This is a genomic window from Pseudomonas sp. AC070, assembly GCF_979258635.1.
This window is the reverse complement of the sequence record NZ_OZ409871.1, coordinates 5,294,668-5,314,540: the sequence shown is the minus strand read 5'-3', so window position 1 is coordinate 5,314,540 and position 19,873 is coordinate 5,294,668. Positions and strand designations below refer to the sequence as shown.

At 60.4% G+C, this 19,873-nt stretch carries 3 protein-coding genes (1 of these 3 cut by a window edge); all 3 read right to left on the bottom strand.

Features of this window, described 5'->3' with window-relative positions:
• On the bottom strand, positions 1 to 219 hold a 219-nt coding region (locus ACZZ0Q_RS23690), incomplete at its 3' end, for a hypothetical protein (RefSeq protein ID WP_463560986.1).
• Positions 206 to 1,090, bottom strand: a complete 885-nt coding sequence (locus ACZZ0Q_RS23685) for a peptidylprolyl isomerase (protein WP_463384262.1) — start codon at positions 1,088 to 1,090, stop codon at positions 206 to 208. The genes ACZZ0Q_RS23690 and ACZZ0Q_RS23685, both read right to left, overlap by 14 nt.
• A gap of 91 nt (positions 1,091 to 1,181) precedes the next feature.
• Positions 1,182 to 19,873, bottom strand: the 3' end of a protein-coding gene (locus ACZZ0Q_RS23680; RefSeq protein WP_463560984.1) for an Ig-like domain-containing protein. 24,055 nt of this gene lie beyond the right edge of the window; only the last 18,692 of its 42,747 coding nucleotides appear in the window; its start codon lies off the right edge, out of view — the gene reads right to left on this strand; its stop codon occupies positions 1,182 to 1,184.

The following is a 19,873-nucleotide window of genomic DNA, read 5'->3' as shown; positions in this document are numbered from 1 at the left end:
TTCCACTTCTTCGTTGGCATACAACGGCGCCGACTCGCCGAGCGTTCGCTCGATGGTCAGCTCCAGCTGGGCGCGGGTGATCGGGGTTTTATCCACGGTCACCAGCGTGGCCGACGGCTCAACCGGCACATCGCTGAGTGCCTGTTTGCTGTCGTCGTTACAGCCGGCCAGCAGCACGGCAAGCGCCAGAGCGGCGCCGGCGTACTTAGCTGGATGCACGGTTTTCACCTGCTGGCTTGTCGGCTTCAGCGGCTTTCGGCGCTTCAGGTGCGTCTTTCTTCTCGATTTTCGCGGCAGCTTTCAAGCGCTCCAGCTCGGCGGCTTTGGCCTCCTGGCGCAGGCGATAGCGAATGTCGCCCGCCACGCTTTCGAACGGCTGCTTGATCACCTGCGGGCCTTCCAACACCTTGACGATATGGAAGCCAAACGGGGTAACCACCGGCTCCGACAACTCGCCCGCTTTCATGGCGAAAATGCGTGTGCTGAACGCCGGGTCAATCGCGCCTTCCTGCAACCAGCCGAGATCACCGCCGTGCTGGGCAGAGAGCTGGTCTTCGGAATACTCCTTGGCCAAGGCAGTGAAATCTTCCTGGGAATTGGCCTTGGTATAGATGGCGCTGGCTTTGGTCAGCAGCGCCTGGCGCTCCGACTCGCTCAAGCCCGGATTGGTGCGCACCAGAATGTGGGCGACATGAATTTTCTTGGCCTGGAACTGATCAGGGTTAGTGGCGTAGTAATTACGCACCGCCTCATCCGTCACACGCTCTTTCAGGAACTCCTCAAAATAGCGGCCGATCAGCATCTGCTTACGGAACTCAGCCACCTCGGCTTCCACCTGCTCGGCAGGCAACAGCTTCTGTTCTTCAATCTGCCCAGCCAGTCCCTCGCGCTCCAGATATTCATCCAGCTCACGGTTCACCAACTCGGCATTTTGCGTGGGCACGCGCTTGAACTTCAGGTACGCATCGAAGCGCTCCTGCGTCACCGGCTTGCCGTTCACTTCGGCAATCGAATCGCCACCCGAATCACATCCAGTCAAAGCCACGGCCACTACAGCAGTCACGAGGACCAGGCGTTGGAACTGCTTCATTCAAATCACCATTGTGTAAGGTCAAATTCCATTTATCGCGGTGTGCGATATACAGGGCAGCCACGCAAGGGGGCGTGAACTGGCTCACAAATCAGGTCTGCGGGACCTCAAAGGGCCACTTTGGTTCATTCTGGAAATCTTTAAACTTCACCGCCAGCCCTTTCGCATTGGTCGGCATGGCGCTCAGGCGCGTGACGTTGCCGGTTTTCATATCGATCAGGCCGAGGCTGCGACGGGGGATGCCGTCGAGGGTGTCTTCGATTAGGGCTAAGACGGCGTTAATTTGCGGGGCGGCGTCGAGGGCCAGGACTTTGGGTTGGGTGGCGAAGTCGGTGGAGAACTTCAACGTTGCCAGGCGCGCGTCGGAGCTCGCCGAATGGGTGCTCAAGGCGCAGTCGTTGAGCAACAGCGCCGCGCCGTTCCACTCGGTCAAGCCGGTGCCGCAGGCCAGTGCGGCAGTTTCCTCCAGTAGGATGCTTTGTTCCCAATCGCCGCTGATCACGCTGAGGGTTGGGATGCCGATTTCGCTGGTGCCCACGTACCGATCAATTAGGTGCAAGCGCACTGGCTGCGAGGCAACCATCGCGCTGTCTAGGACTGCGGTTTCGAGCGAATAGCTTCCCAAGGAACGCCCAAGCGTCAGTGTCACAGGATCAAACTGCATAAACGCGAAGTTTTCCGTGCTGGCATTGGCAAGTATCAGGTCACCGCTGCCGTCGAAATCGAGCGCCGCCAGCGGTTCGAAACGTTTCAGCTCAATCTGGCTACCGGCGAATCCGGCTTGGCTCGACAGAGCGGTTTCTTCACCCACGTCGCGCAAGCTGTAAAGCGCAAACGATGGCGTGACGGACTTGTCGGTCGGGTCGCTGCCCAGGCGCAATTCCAGCTCGTCGTTGAAACGGTCGCTGTCGGTATCGGGGTTATTGCTTTGAGTGCCGGCTGCCGCCTCGTCGCGGTCGCACAACAGGTCCTTGTCGGCGTCAGCACACGCGGTGAAGTTCACCAGACGTGCGCGGTCGTCGGCGGAGACGCCATACAAAGCATTCTCCTTCAGGCCCTGAAGAACTGTCGCAGTATTCCCTAGCGGGCTGTCGCGGTTTTCCAAGGCGATGAAGTTCATTACCACGCGGTGGTCATTGGCGGGAATCGGGAAGTAGTAGCCGACGGTCCATTGGCTGTACGGCTCGCTGTAGAGCATGTCAGCGCTCAACGACTTGCGTCCGCTAGCATCGGCAAACACATTCAACAAGCTCAGCGCAGATAGCTCGTCACCTTCATTAGGCGTTGCGTACATACGAATCCAACCATCATCTGTGGCCAAACGGTTGTCCCCGCTTGAGGTGACCTGGCTGTAATTGTTGTTGCTATAGACGCGGTTATTTGACAGCCGTGTTTCGATGGTCAGAGGTTCGTTGCTGAGGTTGAAGAAGCGGTCCAATACCCGCACAAAACCGCGGCCCGAGGTCGGCACGTAATACTCGCGGCTAATTGCCAGTGACGTGCTGACGGCCTGCAAAGGGGTGCGCCAGAGAGTTTCACCTGCTACCTGAGTAAGACCACGTCCTTGAACGTCCGCCGTTTGCAGTGATGCGGCACGCGTCCCGCTACCGCCGTCGTAATCGTTGAAGGCGTAATTCTCTAGCGCCAGGCCTTCGTTCAAGAGAACGCGCTGGTCGGTACCCGGTTCAGCAAAGTTAATCCGACCATCGCGCTTGAACGTTACCAGTGGGCCAGCTTCCGTTGGCACGGTTACGCTGCTGTCACGCAGCTGCGCCACGTCATCACGCTTGTCCGCCGGATCAGTGCCGTCTACATACAGCTCATCGCCGTCGCCACGACCACCGCCATCGCTGTCAAAAGTTCGTGCTGATGCGCCGCCGAAGGTTGTGACTTCGAATTTGTCCGGCATGCCATCGTCATCAGTGTCGATTCGCGACGGGTTAGTGCCCGCCTGGAACTCTTCAAGATTGCTCAGGCCGTCGCTGTCGTTGTCTTCATCGGGGTTATGCACCCCGTACTGCCATTCGAAGTAGTCCGACAGCCCATTTTCGTTGGAATCGGCCTTCAGCGGATCCGTACCGACGTTATAAATTTCTTCACGGTCCAGCAAGCCGTCGCCATCAGTGTCCGCCTTCAGGGGGTCGGTGCCGCGCGCAACCTCATCAACATCGCTCAGACCATCTCCATCGCCGTCTGCCTTCGTTGGATCGCTGTGGTGCTCATGCACTTCGGCACCATCCGTAAGCCCGTCACCGTCGGTGTCTGGCACCCGTGGATCAGCGCCGTACTGCTGCTCTTCCAGATTGGTGAGCCCGTCACCGTCCGGATCTTGCTGGGCAATACCCGGCTCGGCTGTCAGCGGATCGAAATCGCTGTACAGCTCAAAGCCATCCCAAAGCAGGTCGCCGTCGGTGTCCGGCTTGTTTGGGTCGGTACCCAACAGGGTTTCGTTCAAGTCGGTTAGACCATCAGCGTCACTGTCCACACGGCCCGGCAAGCGGCTTACTTGCACCTTGTACGTATTGCCTACCGGTACGTAGGTGAACGCGGTTCCAGCGAGATCCGGGCGGCTGTAGAACGTTTCATACATTTGGCGATCACGAGGGATGAGGCGCCCGTTCATTTCGCTGAAGTCCACATATTCGCCGTAGTAATACTGGCCTACGCGGAACGCGCTCTCTGACTGATACCAACCCTCATTGGACAGTGAGTAGTAACGCACTTCGATACGACCATCTCGGTGGACAATCACCTGCATATCGATAAGCGGCCGCGTCTGGCTTCCGGCATATACAGGCCGCCATCCGGTCCATGAGAAGACCCAACGGTCCGCTTGCTGATCGACATAGAAGCTGCGAGTGGGGTCATCGGTCGTGAGGTTGTAGCGCAGCGGCGCGATCTCAACCTCTCCGATTGTTACTCGATGCTCTTGCGAGTACACCGAGACTTGCTTGCGGCCCAAGGCGAAGTCAGATGGCAACGTACCGCTGAAGTTAACGTTCTCGCCGTAATAGGCAGTGCCCTGCACATCCATTGGCAGGATGTAGCTGTCATCAACGATCAGCTGCACCTCACCGGCATCGGTTTCACCGCGCTCACTAACAGACACCGACCATTCGTAGGAAACCGGCTCACCAAGCACATCCTTGCTCGCCAGCACGCTCCACGAATCCGAGAGACGAGGATCGAACGCGCCTGTTTCAAAGCGGCCATCGGCATCGGTGTAGACCCGCTCTTGGCTGTAGCTCTCGCCCGTTTGGTCGGCACGTATCCGTACCTCGACACCGGCAACCGGGCGGCCCAGCAGGTTGACCACGCGACCGGTGAAACGGCTGACTGGTGATGGCTTCACCACCAATTCAGTTTTTAGGCTACTGCTGTTGCCGTTGCTGTCGGTCGCACGAATTTCCAGTTCAGTGCGTTCAACACTCACCGGCAGGTTGATCTCGTAACCGAGGTTTCCGCCCACTTCACCGTGTTCAACTCGCACACCGTCCTGCCACAACTCAACGCTGGTTAGACGGCCGTTGTCATAGACCGACGCCTCGATGTAAGCGCTTTCACCAGCCCAGAACGGGCCTTCGAGACTACCGAAGGCAATCTCGGGGGCGATTTTGTCGGCGATTTTCGGTTCGTCATCCTGACCATCCGGCACGCCGTCGTTGTCCCAGTCTCCGTTTTGTGGATCCAGGCCCAACGGAATCTCCTCAGCATCCGGCAAGCCGTCATTATCGCTGTCGACCTTCTGTTGCCAATTGACCAGTTGCTCATGCTCCTCATCGGTGAGACCCGCTTCGACGAAGCTTGGCGAACTGAGCATGTCCAACACGCGTTGGACTTCGGCTCGACTGTCGTTCTGCACAGCGTAATGCATCAGCACCTGACGACTATGAGCGGCGAGCGTGAGCTGGAACGTCACGTTGTACTGACCGTCACCCAACCACACCTGGCTCGGCTTGGTACTTGAGCCCGCACCATCGAACAAGTGACCCATGGCCGGAATCTGCCCGCCGTCTTGTTCGTCGTCGGTCAGCACGTAGTAGTCGCCGGTCTCAAAGCTGTTATCGCCAGACGACGAGTTAATGATCCGTGTCGCACTGCCAGAGCCAAGTCGGCCCTGTAGCTGCACCGTCACTGTCATTTCATCGTCGGTGGAGTTCTCAATCAACTCTAGGAACCGCGCATAGCTCTGGTCTTCCGGCACATACACCTTGCGGCTGGCGAGCAGACCATTGTTGACATTCTGCATTGGCAGCGTCACTTCACGACCGTTGAGCCGCAGCTTGCCGCGATCCGACCAACCCGTCCCATACCAGTTAAGCGACAAGCTCTGGCCATTGTTATAGGCGCCATTTGTACCGTAGCCGATATGTCCATCGCCTTGGACGTCCCATAGATACCCGTTGCCAACCAGCTCTACAGGAAGCGGCGTATCGCCTTCATAGCTCAGTTCGCTGTCGCTGATCAGCCCCGACGCTTTGCGGCCTTCGGCTTGAAGCACGAGCGCCGGTACGCTGACTGCAACGCTATCGCCCGGTACCTCGGCCTGCACCTTGGCGGTCATGCGTTGCGCACCGAATACAGCAGAGGCCGTTACCGCTACATGCGAGTCGGAAGTCACCACACCGCTCAGGCTGTAACGGCCATCGGCATCCGTGACACCTTGCACGTCTTTCACGTGCACGCTAGCACCGGCTACCGGTTGCCCCAACTTATCGACGACCTGACCACTGAAGCTCAGGGCCGGGACGTCGTCCATGGCAACCTGCAGCTCGACCGAGCGCATATTGTTGTGGCTATCGGTGGCGCGTATTTGCAGCAAGGTGTTTGCGGCGTTTGGCAGCATCACGGTGAACGTCTGACGACCGCCGGTAAAACGGGTCTCGCGCAACACACCATCCTGCAGCAGCTCGACTTGCTTAACGATGCCGTTGTCGTTGACCAAGGCGGTAACGTCCAGCGGCTTACCAGCGAAGTGACGAGCCACCGGCAGCGTCTCGAAGCTGATATTCGGTGCGGTGGTGTCGGGCACCAGCGGCTCGCTGTCCTTACCGTCTGGAATACCGTCGCCATCTGTGTCTGGATTGTTGACGCCCGTACCCAGCCGGACCTCCTCAACATCGCTCAGGCCGTCACCGTCCTGGTCGTAGAAGGCAAAGAAGTTCACAACCTTACCGGCCAGCGTCGGATCCAGGTTGTCCAGCCCCATGCCCTTAAGCCCGCGCAGCTTGGCACCGTTGGCCATCGCCGCATCAGTGGAGCCTTCCATGGTGGCGAAGTGCATGATTACTCGACGCTCGCCCGCTGGAACTTTCACTTCGTACTGAGCCGACCAATTGCGACCGTAATACGAGGTATAGCTAGTGCCCTGACGCCGTTGCGAATCGCCTGCCAGCACATGCAACAGCACCGGACGGCTTGGTGTGGCCACGTCTCGCAATGCCAGATAGTCGTCATCGGTGGTCAGCTGTCCGTCACCGCTGCTCGTAATCGCCGCCACCTGGTAATCGTAATTGGCGCCATACATCGACTGCAGGCGGACATGGGCGACCTGCTCCTGTGCGGTTGGATTGTCGATGATTTCCAAGTAACGCACGTACGAGCCACCGGAGCTCGGCACCAACACCCGGCGACTTACCACGAGATTGTTAATACGCCGTGCTTCGTAATGGTATTCGCGACCATTGGCTGACGTTGCGGCGTCGTCGAAGCGGTAGCTGTAGGCCTCATCATTAACGTACAGGTTGAACGCGCCATTCCATGGAACAGCATTGCCCGTCGCGCCGGCCACTTGACCGTTGGAAGAGATCGTCCAAGAACGCCCGTTTACGTCAGAGTGCGTGTGATAGCCATAGGTGTTAGCGCGATCATCGCTCGCGATTTTCGGATCAGTGCCATCGACGAAGCGTTCGTTCATATCACGGCGCAGACCACCATCGGTATCGACCTTCAGCGGATCGCTAGATGGGCTGCCTTTGACTTCCCAACCATCCAGCAAGCCGTCGTTATCGAAGTCAGGATTGTTCGGCGCGGTGCCTGCCAGGAACTCTTCCAGGTTTGTGAGGCCGTCGTTGTCGCCGTCATCCGTTGGCAAAGCTTCCAGCAGGTTGTAATCAACCTCAAACTTGTCCGACATGCCGTCCTGATCACTGTCAGCCAGTTTTGGATCGGTTTTATACGTATTGATTTCGGCATAGTCGTTCAGACCATCGCCGTCTGTATCAGCAAGGCTTGGATTGGTACCCAGGACGATTTCATCCGCATCTAGCAGGCCGTCCAAATCGCTGTCCGGACTCAACGGGTTGCTGTGATGGAGAGACACCTCATCCCCGTCACTCAAACCGTCCTCATCGGAGTCGCTTTGACGCGGATTCGTACCGGCTTCTTGCTCCTGCAGATTGCTCAAACCATCGCCATCGCTATCCAACGCAGCCTGACCGTCATCGACGTTAGGGTCGAAGCCAAAACGGCGTTCGAAGCCATCCTTTAGGCCATCGTTGTCGCTATCGGCTTTAAGCGGATCAAGGCCCATCAGCACTTCGTCAATATCGGCGACGCCATCCAGATCGGTATCGACCAACGTGGACCAATTGACGATATCGCGGTGCTCCTCGACGGTTAGATTCGGCTCTTGGTAACCGTCCACCGATAGCGCTTCGAGAATATTTTTGGCCTCAGCACGGCTGTCGTTTTGTACCGCGTAATGCAGAAGTGCTTTGCGGCCGTGCGCCGGCACGGTCACGTCGAACCAAATTGTGTAGCTGTTAGCGTCGCTCTCCACTCGCCCAGGTTGTACCGGCGCCACCAGCGAACCAAACAACATACCGGCCGCCGGCCGACCGCCATTGTCGGCGGCGTCGTCAGACACCAGATAACGGTCTGCCGCACTGACCAGCACATCACCCGAGGAAGTTGCCGTAATGCTTCGTGCACCATTGAAGTTGCCGAAGAGTCGTACCGGCACGGTAACCGGCTGGTCCGTGACGTTCTCGAGCAGCTCAATGTAACGGGCGTACGCCTGGTCTTCTGGCACGTAGACCTTGCGACTAACCTGCAGCGGTCCCATCGTCACCGCAGGCAATAGTATTTCGCGACCGTTTTGGCGCACCAGGAATTCACGCGGCCAGTTATTAGCGTAATAGCTGCCGTTCACCATCAAATATCCGGCGTTGCTAAAGGTGGCGTTTGTGCCGCTATTTATTTGTCCGTTATCGGTATAAAAATTCCACGTGTATTGGTTATCGATGGAGTAAACGCCCGTTGTGCCGCGGCTGTCATAGGCCAGATGGCGGCTTTCAACCGGGTTCAGAGCGCGGCGTCCCTGAGCCGCAAGGACAAGGTCGGCGAGAGCGGTATTGCCACCACGTACGGCTACAAATACCGGGCTCAAGGCAGACGCGGATTGCTTGCCGAACTCGGCCGTCGCTTTAACCTGTGGCTCCAAAAGCGTTGTCGACGCGTTAAGTACGTAACGGCCGTCGTTGTCGGTGGTGGTATTGGCACCGGCCAATGTTGATCCGCGAACAAAATCAATCTCGTCGACAAAAATCCAGTTGGCATTACCTTTGAGCACTACGCGAACATACCGGCTATTGACGTTAAGCCCGGCGAGTTCCAGCCAGCGATGGGGCTCCATCGAAGTATTGCTTTGATCGTTGGAGGAGCTGGCCGGCACCAGAAGGCTACCCACGCTGCGCCAGTTATCGCCAACACGTTCAAACACCTCCACCGACGGCAGGGTGACGTTGTAGGCGGATTCCTGTGTGGCGCCAACCTTGACTCCTCCAATGGACGTAACAGCGCCAAAATCGAAGTCAACATTGACTAGGCTGCGGTTCCAGCCAAGCCACTCATAAGACAGGCCCTGACCAAGGTCGAGGTGGTAACCGGCGCGTCCAATCTGGTCGTCGATTAACTGCGTTCCGGTGTTATCGGCGTATTCAGGGTGCGGTGTCTGGTCGAAGCTGTAGCTCACCGGAACGACCGACCCAGAATCGGATGCACTCAGCAATTGCACCGTAGCGCCCACCACCGGCTTGCCGTTGCCGTCGACAACACGACCGCTGATCTGCGTTCCGGAATCGATACCGATACTGAAACGCTGAATCGAAGTGCGGCTCTCATTACCATTGGTATCGCGAGCGACCACCTCCACCGTCAGCTCATTGCCCTGCTCAGGCACAACAACAATCTGCTCATAAGGTCCTTTGGCGAAGGTCGCGCTGAGTTCCCCGTCAACGTAGAAGGTCACTTCGGCAACGCGTCCGTTATCGGTTGCCGTAGCTTTCAGGCGTAGCTGCTGGCCATGCACTAAGGAATTGCCGGCTGATGGGGAAACCAGAGCAACTTCAGGTGCGAGCACGTCTTTTACTTCTGGCTCGGCATCATCGCCGTCCGGCAAGCCATCCTTGTCCATATCCTTGTCGAGCGGGTTGAGACCTGACAGCACTTCAGCCCCGTCGCTCAAACCATCGCCATCGGTGTCTTTAACCTTCGGATTGGTCAGCGTTTCCAAGAGCTCGCGCTTGTTGCTTAGGCCATCTTGGTCGTAATCCTGCTCGGCATCGGCCTTGTCATTCGGATTGAGAATGTCCTCGTACGGTCCTTTGATTTCGATGAAGTCGGACAAGCCGTCGTTATCGCTGTCGGCCTTAACGGGGTTCGAACCGTAGCTATAGATTTCCTCGTAATCGTCTAGTCCGTCGTCATCGCTGTCGGCTTTACGGGGGTTGGAGCGGAAGCTTTTAACTTCGGCCTCATCACGAACGCCGTCAAAATCAGTGTCCTCGCGCAGGGGATCAGTGTTGTAACGCTCGATTTCGACGCCGTCGTTAAGGCTGTCTTCATCGCTATCGCGTTGAAGCGGATGCGTGCCTAGCTCCTGCTCGCGCAAATTGCTCAGGCCGTCGTTATCGCTATCGGCGTCCTGCTCCCCTGCCACCAACGGGTTGAATCCGTATTTGACCTCGAAACCATCGAGCAAGCCGTCGCCGTCGCGGTCCGGCGTGAATGCGCTGGTGCCGTTCGCGTACTCATAAAGATCTTTGAGCCCGTCGTTGTCGCTGTCCTTGAGCACGAGGTCACGCATCATCAACAAGATGTTAGGTTGCTGAATCGTAAACAGAGGGTCGTTGTCGCCCGGGCGATAGCCATAAGTCGGCTGGTAACCGAAATACACCTGGCCCTGGCCATAGGCGTATCGAACGGCCGTGACACGCTTCTCGCGAAGTTCGCCAGCGTAGGTCAGCGGAACCAGGTTCTGACCCAAGGTCTCACGGCGCATGTACGAGAGGCCGCCGTAAGTGTTGTAGCGGTACTGCCACCACGAACCAGCCTTGCCCTCGCTCAATTCAGACCAACGATAGTCTGGGGTCTGCCGCTGATAACCGCCGGTCCAAACCGACTCGATAGCTGGTTGGCCCGGCAAATCGGCTAGGTCGGCGGTGTTGTTGTGTTCTTCGTTAAAAATCAGCACGCCGCCGTTTTCAACAAAGGTGAACACCCTTTCCCGGTAGTTTGAGTACGGGGCGTTGCCATAGTAAGTGCGCGAGCTGTCGACCATCAGCATCTCGATCGAACTCATGTCCAGCGTCGCGAGATTGGTGACCTGGACCGGAACGAAACCGGCGCGTTCGATGATTTTCCGCTGCGAGGCAGTACCCGAGCCGGTGCTCGAGTTGAAATAGCCAACGCGCACCGTTTGCGAGACCAGCACGACGGTGCCCACATCCGTGGTGCCGCCCCATACCGGTTCAACATCGGCGGAAAGCGCAGTGGCCGGCAATGTGCCCAATTTGCCGTTGACGATCACCTGTAGATGCCCCGGAGCAACGGGCACGCCAGTGATAACAAAGTTACCGTCGCTCTGCGTCGTACTGCTCACGCCCAGCGTTTCAACCTGGGCATTGGCAACCGGTTGGCCGCTGCCGTCCAACACTTTGCCAACCACGGTCGTCAACGGGTCGCTTACCAACGCATAGGTGTGCTCGCCGCTGGTGCCCTGGTTGTTATTGGTGTCGAACGCCAGCAGTTCGAGGCGCAGGCTGTCCGCATCGGCAGGCAACGTCATGGCGTAGGTGAACGGCGTGCTGGTCAGGACCGCGATCTGTGCGCCATTGAGCAATACCGAGACCTTGGTCACCCGACCGTTATCTTCGACCTTTGGCGTGATGACCAGGTTGAGGCCTTTAATGAGCTGCTTGCCCGGCGCCGGGTTTAGCAGCGTCACGGTTGGCGCCTGAGCGTCCTTGACCAATGGCTCGCTGTCTTCGTCATCGCGCAACCCATCACCGTCGGTATCTTTCTTCAACGGGTTAGTGCGCAGCTGATCGACCTCGTAACCATCCTTGAGCGTATCGCCGTCGGTATCGGGATTGTTGATCGTTGTACCCAGCAGCACCTCACGGCTGTTGCTCAAGCCATCGTTGTCTTGGTCAAGAGCGCCGTCGGTGATATCGCTTGGGTTCAGGCCAAGTGCTAACTCGACGTTGTCCTGAATACCGTCACCGTCGGTGTCTTTCTTCAACGGGGACGAGGCTGGAATATTGCTGACTTCCTGCCCGTCGGTAAGGCCATCGCCATCGGTATCTCGCGCTAACGGATCGGTTTTATGCGTGCGCACTTCTGAGCCGTCGGAAAGGCCGTCCTCGTCTGTGTCCGCCACACGAAGCTTGGTGCCTGCGGTCTGTTCTTCTAGATTGTTGAGACCATCCCCGTCGAGGTCTTCCAGGCCATCTTCGATCCCATTTTTGTCGCTATCACGCAGCGTGGGATTGAGGCCCGTTGTCTCCAGTTCCAGCCTGTTGCGCAGACCGTCCCCGTCGAAATCGGCCAGCGGATCGAATATCTGAATGTCCAACGTATTGCCCACTACCAAGGCTTTTCCAGCAGCGCCTGGCAACGTGGCGGTCAGAACCAACGGCAGTAACGCACCGTCGGCGATAGTGTTATTTGGCTGCGTGAAAATGCTGGGCACGTAGATGTTGTGCAGCGGACTGTAAAACCAGTTAAAGCCTTGGTCGCTGCCACCGAGCTGGGCGCGTGCGTTGCTTACCGCCGACCAGGAAATGGTGTCTGCCTTGGAAAGGGGTACCTGGTAACGCTGCCCTGCCGCCAACAACATCACGGGGCCAGACACTGTGAACATCGCATCGGGTGCACACAGCTCTGCGCCCTGCTCGCGCACTGCGTCATTTAGCGCCACGCCACGCAGACCTGAGTCCCTAGTATCGAAGCTGTAGCAATGACCCAACTGCAGTTCCGGCTGTGCAGCGAAATTCAAGGTCCGGCCGCCATTGCTCAACGTAGCAATGCCGCTGAGCAGGTTGTTGCCTTCGCGCAGAGTGATGGCGGTTCCACTTTCCAGACGCACCGGCTCGTCGTAATTGAACACAGCGCGCAGTGGCAAGCCAGCGCGTGCCTCAATCACGCTGCTAGTAATTTCCGGGGCCTGCACGGTGAACTTGATCCGGAATTGGCTATCCAGATTCAACTGCGGCGAGGCTGCTACCGGACCGCTCAGGCTGACAACGACTTCTTCGTAAGTCAGATTGCTGACCGCCAACCAAGCCTGGCCCTGCACAACATCAACAGTCGCCTGACCAGCCTGACCATTGATGGCCGCCGAGCCGCTAACCTTGGCTTGAACGCTGAGATTCGCAGGCGCACCGTCAAGCTGGTTGATACGGTTGCCGAATCGATCCTGCAGCATCACCTGCAGGCGAACATCTTGCTTCACGCCACGCGACAGGACATCACCGGCGGTTTGCACCCGTCCCTGCTCGTTAAGCAAACGCAGGTGACTTGCCGAAGCCGGGAGCACATCAAGCGTCAAGGCGCTCACGCAGCAGGTGATGCCGCCTGCATTGTTGAAGACATAGCGAATGGCTTTGCTGCTAACCAGCGGGACGTTAAAGCGCCCAGCACTTTGCCCAGCTTGGAGACTGAGCTGGGCACGGCCCTCTTTGAGAGTGACGCGCACTGACTCCACGGTTTGGCCGTTGTAGCTGGTGGGCGATATCTGGATGCCGCTGCCTGGCAACACGTGGAAGTCGCTAGCCGGCAGGGTTAGTTGCAGCGTGCTGCTCTGATCATTACTGACGTTGTTGGACATTTCGTCCTGCGCCTGAATGCTAAGGCTTGCCGCACTTCCGGCCGCCATGGCAGGCAGATAGCTCAGCAACAGACTGTTTGTAGGGCCGGCCTGCACGTTGAAATTTTTCTCGGCGCGGGCAATCTGACTGAATTGCGGCAGGTCGGCCCATAGCTGGTAATCACCGGTGAGAAGCCGGGTAGACAACGGCCAGGTTGCGTAACCGCTGGCATCGCTGGAAGTAGTACCAAGGCTTGAAACATAACCATCGCTAAGGCGACGCAGGCGCCACTGCACAGGTTGCTGGGGCACTGGACGGGCTGCCGCGTCGAGCACCCGCACGCGATAAAGCGCCGACGACAGGACGGTTACGGTGGCCGGGTTGTCGGCACCCTGAGTGGACGGGAAGATCAGCTGATTTGGCGACTGGGTCAGCGCCACGCTGTATTCCTGGCTCAGCACTTGTTGGCCTATGCGGTCGGTAAGCTCAACCTGAATCCGGAATCTGTCCTCAGGCAGCGCTGCGTCAGGCATGCGCAAGTCGCGGCCGATGCTGTAGCCATATTCACTGGTACTACCACTGCAACGGAAAAGGCTGTAGGTGCCAGGAACGCAGCTGAGCAGTTCCTGACGCACATCTCCCACGCGTTGTAGTACCCGCAGCACCAAGCCAGGCGTGTCATCGAGCGCGTTCAGATCGGCTAGTTCCAGGCGCACCAGCCCTCCGTATGAGCCATAGGCCGGCAGACCGACTTTCAGAGCGAGCAAGTTCGGCGCTTGGTCCCGAACGACACGCAACGGTTTCGATAATTCACTGACCTGCCCGCGGCTATCCGTAACGCGAACTTTGAATGGCAGCGACAGGCTGGCGCTCAGACGCTCGGTACGCTTGTCCTGCACCGTAAAGCCGCGGCCGTTAATAGCCAAACCACTCACATCGTAGTGATCGGTAAAACCATTCCAAACCAGATCCACCGCCTTCAGGCCGACGTCATCTTTCGCCGTCACCGTCACGTTGAAGCTGCTGCGTTCAATTATTTCTTCCGGCACAGACACGGCGGTAATTTCAGCAAACCCATCCTCAATCACCGTCACCCGCAACTCAGCACTGCTGGCATTGCCCGCCTGATCGCGCACTTCAATGTTGTACACCTGCTCGCCCACGGCGCTGGCGGCGTCCTGGTAGGTGAGTTGGTTTTTGCCGAAGGCCACGGCAACCACTTGGCCGTTGCGCAGCAGGGTGGCTTTGTCGAGGGCGCCGTCGGTGTCGGCCATTTGCGCTTTGACGGTGAACGGGTAGCCACGCACGGCTTTCTTGCTGTCGATAAAGACGGCGCTGCCTTCGTAGCCCAGGGTTACGGTCGGCGCTTTGTTGTCTTGGTGACGGTAGAAGCGTTTGGCGGCCGACTCGGCGCTGTTGCCGAATACATCGACGGCGCGGGCTTTGAGGTACTGGCCGCTGAAGCTGGTGTCCAGTGCCACGCTGGCTTGGAACGGTTCGGCTTTGCGCACTGCTAGGCGTTGCCATGGGCCATTGACGTTGGCCGAGAGCAGGAATTCCACTTGCGCCAGCGGCTGTTGGCTGTCGGTAATTTGCGCGCTGACGGCCAATGGCACAGGCAGCCAGGAATGTTCGTCGGCGGTGAGGCTGACGCTGAACGGGTTGGCCACGCCGTCGCCTGGCATCAGGAACAGGTCGCGGGCAGTGGATTCGCGCAGCACGCCGTAGACGTCTTCGGTGCGCAGGGTCAGGGCAAAGCCTTGGCCGCCCGGCAGGCTGGCGGGCAGGCGCAGGCTGGTGGTGGTCAGGCCTTGCTTCAGCGCGCCGACTGGCTGGCCGTTGATGCTGAAGGCGGCGCCACGCAGGGCCTCGGTGTTCAGGCCGATTGGCAGCGCTTGCGCCGGAATTAGGCGGCTGCTGGCCAGTGGCGACAGTACGGCGGCATCGGCAGCGCCCAGGCCGTAGGGCAGTTGGAACAGCTGCACGCCCTGGGTGCCTTGGCCGACGGCCAGGCGGTTGTTTTCCACGCTGAGGGCGGTGGTGCGCTGGGCCAGCAGCAAGGTGCTGTTGGCGACAACGGCGCCGGTGCCGGGCTCGATGGCATCCAGGCGCACACCCTGGGTTTGCGGTTGTTCCAGCCACAGCAGGTTGCCGGCCAGATAGAGCTGGCTGACGGTGGCGCCGGTGAGTAGTTGGCTGCGTTGCTGGCTGCGCAGGTCGTAGCGCCAGGCGCTGTCGCCGAGCAGATAGAACAGGGTGTCGCCATTGAACGCCAACTGACGCACTTCGCCGCCCAGTTGCCCGCTCAGTTCACTCACTGGCTGCTGCGCGTCGCTGCGCAGGTCAACGAGGAACACGCGGCCGCTTTCGCTGAGCACGGCGGCTTGTTGGCCACGGGCGGAAAGCTGACGCAGGTTCTCTTGAGCGGTGATCGACAGGCTGCGTTTGCTGTCCAGGTTGCTCAGGGACGCCAGCTGCAGGCTGCCGCCGCTGGCGACGATCAGGTAATCGCTGGACACCGCCAGGTCGCTGGCGGAAATGCCGGTAAACACGGTGCGCGCGGCCAGGGTGCTGCGGTTCAGGGCCTGCACTTGTTGCTGCTGGTCTTGCAGCACAAACCAGGTGTTGCCGGCGGCTGCCACTTTGCTGGCTGCTCGGGTAAAGGCGGTTTCCGGGTAGAGGCTGGATTGCCAGGTGCCGGCGGCGTCCTGACGCAACACCTGGGCGCCGAAGTTATCGGCGGCCACCAGCAACTGGCCGTCGCGCAGGGCCAGGCTCTCTACGCTGCCACGGGTTGGCGTCGTGGCGCTGCGGCTGTCATACAGGCTGACGAAACCGTCGCTGCCGCGAACCGGGTTCAGCACCTGGCCTTCGCTGCCGCCGAGCCACAGCTTGCCGCCGGCCCACTGCGCGGCGTCGACCGAGGCGGCCACCAGCGACCAGTTGCCGACGCGCTGTTGGGTGGCGGTGTCGATCAGTTGGATGCGTTGCGGCGACAGCGCCAGCACTTGACCTGGCAGAGCGAACAGGCGCTTGGCACCCGCGCCGATCTGTGTGGCGCTGCCTTTCAGGCTGGCGTCCAGGCGCCACAGGCGGCCGGCGTTATCCAGCACCTGCAGGTGGTCACCGGCGCGCACCACGTTGAGCAGGCCTTCGCCGGTAAAGGTGGCGAGGGTCTGGCCGCTGGCGGACAGGCGCAGCAGTTGGCCGCTGGTGAGCACCAGGAAGCCGTCGCCATCGGCGAGCAGGCCGCGCACTTCGGCGCTAACGGTCTGGGTGCCGGCAGCTTTCAGTTGATTGCCGAGGGCGTCGAACCAGTAGAGGTCACGGGCGCTGGCAGCGAGTATGCGTTCGCCCTGCACGGCCAGGTGTTGCAGCGGTGCGGCAACGGCGACGGTGCCGGCGGTTTGCAGGCCGTCGGTTGGGTCGAGCAGGGTCAGGCCGAAGCCTTTAACGCTAAGCAGCAGGTATTGCTGCAGGTAATTCATGGCGGCGATGTCGCCTCCCAGGCGCTGACGCAAGCCTTGGGCGTCATGCAAGTCGGCACCGCGCGCCAGCCAGTAACCGCCCACTTGCGGCAACAGCACGTCGAACGGCACGCGCACGGCATCGCTTTGCAGGTGCCAGGCGTCAATCACCGGCGCGCTCCAGCGCTGCTCTTGCTGGTTGCCCAGTTCGTCGTTGATCAGCGCGCGCACGCGCAGCTCTTTCAGATTGGCTGGCAGGCGTAGGCTGAGGCTGTCACTGCCGCTGGCGAGCAACTGGTCGCTGCCGTTCAGGGCTTCCAGGCTCAGGCGATAACGCGCGGCATCGACGCCGCTGAGGCGCAGCTCAACCTGGCTGCCGGCGTACAGCACGCTCGGCAGGCCGCTCAGCACCGGTTGCGGCAACTGCTGGGCCGGCGCCACGCGCAAGTTCAGTTGCTGCTCGCTGAAGTGGAAGTCGCCGCCGAAGTAGGCACGGGCGCGCAGGCTGAAACTTTCCTGCACGCTGACTTGCGGCAGACGCAGGCTGAACTGGCCTTGCTGGCCGGCGATCAGCAGGCGTTGCAGCGGCTGGCCGTTGAAGCTGAGCAGTTGCACCTCGACCCACGCCGGCACTTCACCCACTTGGTAGCCGAGGTTGAGCGTGCTGCCTTCAGCGAAAATCTGGTTATTGCCGGCGCCGCTCAGGGTCAGGCTAGCGCCCGGCTGGTTGGCTTGGGTGAGTAAATTGACGGCGCGGCTACCGGCGGCGTCTTGCCATTGCAGGCTGGCGGTGTCGGTGCTCGGCAGGCTCAGCCAATGGAAACTGTGGCGCAGGCCGGTGACGGCGCGTTGTGCTTCGCCGTTGGCGCTCAGGCCGGACGCGGAACCGTCACTGCCGGCTGCAAAGTGCGCGGCCAATGGCAGGCGGGCGCCAGCGGTCAGCAGCGCACCGTCGTCCGGGCTCAGGCTGGCGGTTTGGGCGGTGTTGGCGGCCACAGTCAGGTCGAGCTGCTGGTTGCCGGCGTGATCGTTGAGGTTCAGCTGGAGCTGGGTGGCGCTGCTCGCCACGATCCACGCGCGGCCTTTGGCAAACGGTTGCGCCAGGTAGCTGTCCAGCTCGCCTTGATACACATACGGCTGCGCCGCCAGCAGTTGGCCCTGGCTGTCGCGGAAGCTGACGTCAGCGCCGCCCAGCGCCGCCTCGGCAGCGGCCGGCAACCCACCGACCAACACGCCGAACGGCAGGCGCACGGCCTTGGCAGTGAGTGCGGCGCGCGACGGTGCGGCGACGGCCAGCGGCTCGACCGCCAGTTGCTGGATGTCGTCGCGCTGTTGCAGGGAAATCAGGCGACCGGCCACAAAGGCCATGGCCTCGCGCTCGTTGCTCAAGGCGCCGACGCGCTCGGTGCCGCGCCAGGCTTGCCAGGCGTTGCCGTAGAGGTCTTCGCGTACGTTCAGCCAGCTCAGCTCGCCGTCGAAGAGCACCTGGCTGACCGCGCCACCCACTGGCAATACGGTGGCCGCGCCGAGGGTGTCGCCGCTGACGGTCTGGCTGCTGACTTGCGTGGCGGTCCAGCTCAGCAGGCGCTCGCCTTGCAGGGCGAAGCCCGTACGGTCGGCCAGTGTCACGCGGGCGCTGCGCACCAGTTGCGGCAGGTTGCTGTCGTCCAGTTGCAGCCATTCCAGGCCTTTGTTGGTGAGCACTACCAAGCGCTGACCGTCGACCTGAACCTGGCGAATTTCATCGCTGAAGCTCACGCCAATTACATCGGCGAAGCCCGCGCTGCCCACGGAATAGGCGCCCACTTGCTGGCCATGACGGACGAACAGCAGTTCGCCGCTGCCGCCCAGCAGGGTGCCGGCAATGGCTTGCTCGGTGCCGGTCTGCCAGGCGTTGGCCTGCCAGCGCCAGACGCGCAAGTAATCCTGACCGTCGCGGCGTACCTGAGCGGCGAGCAGCGCGCCGGTGTAGGTGAGCTGGCGAATCTGGCCGCTGTCGCGACTTTCCACCAGGCCATCGAGGGTGCGAATGCGGTAGCCGTCGCGCTGCTGGTTTTCGGCCCATACCGCGCCTTCGACATGGCCCGGCAACGCGGTCAGGAAGCTGGCGCGGTAGCCGGTGTCGATCGCGTCGCGACGGTTTTCGGCTTGCAGGTAGGCGAGTTTTTCCAGGCTGCGGCTGGCGTTTTTCTCGTGGCCGGAACGATCACGCAGCACAGCGTCCAGGCGCAGCGCGGTGCCTTGCAAGCGGCTGTTCCACACCTGGCGCGCGGCGCTGAACGGCAGCACGGCCGGGCTGGTGGCATCGCTTGGATCGAACAGGTTCAGCTGTGAGGTGCTGTTGAAGTCGCCCATGGTCGCCGGAGGCGGCACTTGCAGCCACAGCTGCGAGCCGGCCAGCAAGGTGGCGGACGGTTGCAGCTCGACGCCGATTTCTTCGCTGATGCCGGTGTCGGCATGCAGGTTGAGAATGCGCTGGCTGCGCAGGGTCTGCCCCTGCCAGGTGGCTTGCAGGCGCAGCACCAGTACGCCATCGGCGGCCACAGCTGGCATCGGTACGCTGAGCTCGATCACTTCGTCGCCCGTAGCCGTGCGGCTGATGCTGCGTGGGGCTGGGTTGCTCGCGTTCTGCGGGTCGCCGGCAATGTCGAGGTACAGCGTGGCCTGTTCCAGTTTGCGTAGCCGCACACGCACCGGCACGGTTTCGCCGGCTTGCACGTGCTGACCGTCAGCAGGCACCAGGAAGCCCAGCTCCGGCGCGCCGATCTGGCTGTCATACGGTTGCAGCGTGACGGTAGCCGGCGCGCTGGCCAGGCCGTTGAGGTCGATGGCGCGGGCAACGATACGCAGCGGCTGCGTGGCATCGCTGGCTACCGGCACACGCAGACGGTTCGGGTCGGTGAGGCGCTGGCAGGCGGCGGCATCGCTGAATACGTCCGGCGCCTGGCTGTTGATGCACGCTTCAACCTGGTCGATGCCGTAGCGGTCGTAGCTGCGCAGCAGCACCTCGGTCACTTCACCACGCGGCACGAACTCGCCATCCAGCGGCGCGATGATCGACAACTGCGGTGGCGTGCGGTCGCTGAGCAAGTCGTAGCTAACCGGGAAGTAGCGGTAGCTTTCCTGGCCGGTGAGGCCAAAGCCCACGCGCAGTTCGGCGGTGAGGCTGGCTTGGTCTTTTGGTGCGCCTGGCAGTTCGCTCAAGCGTGGGTGCAGGTAGTTGA